Origin of the sequence: Actinoplanes sp. NPDC051633, assembly GCF_040681735.1 — a bacterium.
Taxonomy (GTDB): domain Bacteria; phylum Actinomycetota; class Actinomycetes; order Mycobacteriales; family Micromonosporaceae; genus Actinoplanes.
The window spans coordinates 1-3,816 of the sequence record NZ_JBFAZH010000761.1; the positions used below are offsets into that span (position 1 = coordinate 1).

At 72.0% G+C, this 3,816-nt stretch carries 6 protein-coding genes; 2 read left to right on the forward strand and 4 right to left on the reverse strand.

All coding sequences use genetic code 11. The features are described from left to right. From AB0M20_RS31450 to AB0M20_RS31460, 3 genes are all read right to left on the reverse strand, one after another. A partial coding sequence (locus tag AB0M20_RS31450) for a hypothetical protein (protein ID WP_364303956.1) occupies positions 1 to 347 on the reverse strand: 347 nt, incomplete at its 3' end. A gap of 1 nt (position 348) precedes the next feature. Further along, positions 349 to 504, reverse strand: a complete 156-nt coding sequence (locus AB0M20_RS31455) for a hypothetical protein (protein WP_364303957.1) — start codon at positions 502 to 504, stop codon at positions 349 to 351. 145 nt (positions 505 to 649) lie between these two features. After that, positions 650 to 1,255 carry a VOC family protein gene (locus AB0M20_RS31460; RefSeq protein ID WP_364303958.1) on the reverse strand — a complete coding sequence of 202 codons (606 nt, stop codon included), beginning with the start codon at positions 1,253 to 1,255 and terminating at the stop codon, positions 650 to 652. A gap of 190 nt (positions 1,256 to 1,445) precedes the next feature. On the opposite strand from AB0M20_RS31460, the gene AB0M20_RS31465 reads away from it, so the two are divergent. Then, positions 1,446 to 2,636, forward strand: coding sequence for an MFS transporter (locus tag AB0M20_RS31465; protein ID WP_364303960.1), 1,191 nt, complete (start codon positions 1,446 to 1,448; stop codon positions 2,634 to 2,636). On the opposite strand, the gene AB0M20_RS31470 is transcribed toward AB0M20_RS31465, so the two are convergent. Then, a complete protein-coding gene (locus AB0M20_RS31470) occupies positions 2,605 to 3,381 on the reverse strand; it encodes an alpha/beta hydrolase-fold protein (protein ID WP_364303961.1) in 777 nt (258 codons plus the stop codon). The genes AB0M20_RS31465 and AB0M20_RS31470 overlap by 32 nt on opposite strands. A 97-nt stretch (positions 3,382 to 3,478) precedes the next feature. Between AB0M20_RS31470 and AB0M20_RS31475 the strand changes: the two genes are divergently transcribed. Then, a partial coding sequence (locus AB0M20_RS31475; protein WP_364303962.1) for a hypothetical protein occupies positions 3,479 to 3,816 on the forward strand: 338 nt, incomplete at its 3' end.

Sequence of the window (3,816 nt, forward strand, 5' to 3'; positions counted from 1 at the left end):
GTCAGCGGCGGAACCTGCAAGGTGCTGGGTAAGCCGCTGACCAGACCGGAGCAGTCCCCGCGGCGCTTCGGCGACCTGTCGGGGTTCTGCATCCCGCCGAAGGCGTACTTGGTGCCCACGCACGCGTCCAGCCACTTCTTGGCGGCCGCCGCCCGCGAGTTCGGCACCAGCATGTGGAAGTGGTGCTTGAACAGCTTGTTGGTGGCGCCGCGCGCGCCCGACCCGCGGAGCACGCCCTTGCCGCCGCGGCACTCGTAGTTGACGCCGGCCAGCGTCATGCCGATGTGGCCGATGCCGGACTTCATCTCGTGCGGATAGGTGACGCCGATCTGGAAGAGCTTGGTCATCTCAGCTCGCCTCCGCGTCGGCGGGCAGCCCGGCCTCTTTCCGGGCCGCCTCGACGGCCTTCAGCTCATCGTCCGGATAGTCCTCTGTCTCCGGTGGATCGCCGGTGTCGACGTCGATGTTCGTGAAGAGATCTGCCTGTGGTTCCTCTCTGGGCACGATGATTCCTCCTGTCTGTGCGCAGGGGAGGATGGGATTGTGCCCTCACGATCGGCCCGCCCGGAGGCGCGCACCATCGGTTCGCGAGGCGTTTCTCCGGGCGGTTCGACCTGAGTAAGTCCGTCCGAACGGGCTACTTCGGAGGTTATTGCGGTGGTTCCGTGCCGTTCTGCTCGCTCACCAGAAATTCCGCGTACCAGTCGGGCCAGTTCTCGTCGAACTCGCCGCCGTTGCGCTTCTCGTGCTCGCCGTGGGCGGCCGCGGCCCGGCGCAACGCCGCCGCGAGGTCGCTGGTCGACGAGTACGTGGTGACGCCGGTGTCGACCCGCCCGGGCAGCCGGGAGGTCACCTCCTGCAGCAGCCAGCCGTTGCCGTCGGGGTCCTTGAACTCCGCGTACGAGCTGTAGGTGGCGCGGGCGGGCGCCGGGCCGTCGCCGCGGCCGTCCGGCGTCACGTGGTAGAGGTCGCTGACCTCGACCCCAAGCTTGATCAGGTCGTCCCGCGCGGCCTCGATGTCGGAGACGATCAGGAACAGCCGCTGGGCCGAGCCCGGCGGGGGCGCACCGGCACCGGTGCTGAAGTGGATCGAGGCGCCCGATCCCGGCGGGGTGAACTGGATGGCGCGGTGGCCGCCGAGGATGAGATCGGCGTCGAGCCGCCACCCGAGTTTGGTGTAGAACTCCTTGGCCCGATCCAGATCGGCGACCGGGATGGTGACGACCTCGAGCTTGAGGTCCTGAGAGGTGCTCATCGCTGTCTCCCTGTGGTTGAGAGCAGTACCGGGAGCGTGCTGTCATCAGCATTCTGTACCGTCCGCAGCCACCTGACTACGGTGGTCGCATGCCGCACCGGGCCGGCCGGCGGTTATTTGCTGGCGCGCCCGGCCGGCCGCTCCGTACGGTCCAGCCGGTGACGACGACCGAGGATCGCCGAGCCGGCCCGTGAGCGGCGCCGGCCCGGACCTGGGCGCCACCTTCGTCCGGTGGGTCTTCTGCCGAGCCGTGCTGCACCGTGGCTGGTGGCTGGTGACCAGCATCTACCTGGTCGTCGACGCCCGGCTGACGGCCTCGCAGCTGGTGCTGATCGGCGTCGCCCAGGCCGGCATCGGCCTGCTCTTCGAGATCCCCGCCGGCGTCGTCGCCGACACCCTCAGCCGCACATGGTCGCTGGCCGTCTCGCACCTGCTGATGGGCGTCGCGATGCTCACCACCGGCCTGGTCACCGACTTCCGCGCGGTGCTGGCGACCCAGATGTTGTGGGGTCTGTCGTGGACCTTCGCCAGCGGCGCGGACGTGGCGTGGATCAGCGACGAGCTCGACGAGCCGGCGCGGGTGCCGGTCGTGCTGATCCGAGCGGAGCAGGCCCAGCTCGGCGGGACGGTCGCCGGGCTGGCCGGCATCGGCGGGCTGGCCTGGCTCACCGGGCGCGCGACGGCGATGGTGCTCGCCGGAGCGGCCATGCTGCTTCTCGGTCTGTACGTCGTCGCCGGCTTCCGTGAGCGGCGCTTCGTCCCGGCGCCCGCGCGGCGGTGGCGGGCCGGCCGGCGGATCCTGGCGCACGGGTCCCGGCTGGTCGCCGCCAGCCGGGTGCTGCTCGCCGTCTTCGCCGCGACGTTCCTGGTGAACGGCGTGATCGGCGCCTTCGGGCGGCTCTACCCCCTGCGGCTGGTCGAGCTCGCGCCGGCCGTCGATCCGACCGTCTGGATCACCGGTCTCAGCGTGGTGATGTGCCTGGCCGGCGCGTTCGCCCTGCGGGCCACGCAGCGCACGATCGACGGCCCGCACACCGTCCGGCGTGGATACGTCGCCGCCTGTGCCGTCGGCGTGATCGGTGTCGCCGGGCTGGCTCTCGCGCCCGGCCCGGCCGGCGCCGGTGCCGCCGTCGTGCTGGCCGCGGGCGCGTTGCCGCTGACCCGCAGCTTCGGCACCATCTGGGTCAACAGCGAGACCACCGGTGCGGTCCGCGCGACCGTGCACTCGCTGTTCGCCCAGGCCGACTATGCGGGCACGATCGTCTGCGGGCTCGCCGTGGCGGTCATCGCCGGCCGCGCCGGCCTGGTCTACGCCCTCGCCGGGTGCGTCGCGTTCCTGGTGGGCGCGATCATCGTCGCTCAGCGAGCGCCGCGGCGATGAAGTCGAACGCGGACGGCACGGCCGTGCTCCAGTAGCCGAAGTTGTGGTCACCGTCGCGGTAGTCGCCGGCCGACCGGGCCGCGGGCAGCGCCTTCTCGAAGGCGCGCACGTTGTCGTAGAGGCTGTCGTCGCGGCCGCACCACAGGCCGACCTTCGTCCCGGCCAGCTTCGGCGCGCCGGCGAAGACGGCGTCGCCGGGACCGACGGCGGGGGAGAAGGCGGCGACCGCGCGTACGAAGCCCCGGAAGGTCTCGGCCAGCAGCAGAGATCCCGAGCCGCCCATCGACCAGCCCCACGCCGCCAGGCGGCTCGTGTCGAACCCGGCGGCGGCGCACCACGCGGGCACCTCCTCGTGCACCATCCGCTGCGGATCGTCGCCGCCGTGCGGCTTCCAGGCCAGGCGGTCGCCGGTCGCGCCGGCGAGGACGAACGGCGCGGCGCCACGCCGCACCGCGTCGGTGAGGAAGCGGCCCAGGCCGAGCGTGGCGAAGTCGGCCGGGCGCTTGGACCCGCCGTGCAGGACCAGGCAGACCGGCAGGCCGCGCCCGTCGCCGTGGCCGGCCGGAACGGCGGTGTAGAAGTCGACCGTCCGGCCGCGGACTTTGGAGACCTTGGGCATCACACGTTCGTGCCCGGCCGGCGCCGACGGCACCACCGGCTCAGCGGTGTCGTTCCGCTGCCACCACGCGCCTGCGACTCCCGCCGCCACGGCCGAGCCCGCCACCAACAAGGTTCGTCGTCTCATCGAACGGCTAACGAGCTCGTCGGCTCTTCGGACGCGTTTCGCCGCCGCGGTCAGGCACCCGACACCGGCGCGGACGGCCCGGGCTTACCGTCGGCGGGTGATCCGCATCGCGACGTTCAACGCGAACAACCTGTTCTCCCGCTGGTCCTTCTCCGCCGAGGTGTCACGCACGGTCGCGGCGACGGCGCTGCCGGCCTTGCAGGCCGCCGAGCAGCCGTCCGGTGACGACGTCGTGCGGATCGTGCTGCCGTCGGGGGCGGAGCTGACCGGCATTCTGCGTACGTTCGCCGGCGGCCTCGTCGCCGGCAAGGACCCGAAGGCCCGCGCCTGGATCGCCCGCCGCATCGCCGTCCTGAACGCCGACGTGCTCTGCCTGCAGGAGATCGAGGACCAGGAGACACTCGACACCTTCTGCCGCGAGGACCTCGCCGCGGC

Excerpts from the sequence above, each read along its gene's own strand:
- AB0M20_RS31460 (WP_364303958.1), bottom strand. The coding sequence starts at position 1,255 with ATGAGCACCTCTCAGGACCTCAAGCTCGAGGTCGTCACCATCCCGGTC.
- AB0M20_RS31470 (WP_364303961.1), bottom strand. The coding sequence starts at position 3,381 with ATGAGACGACGAACCTTGTTGGTGGCGGGCTCGGCCGTGGCGGCGGGA.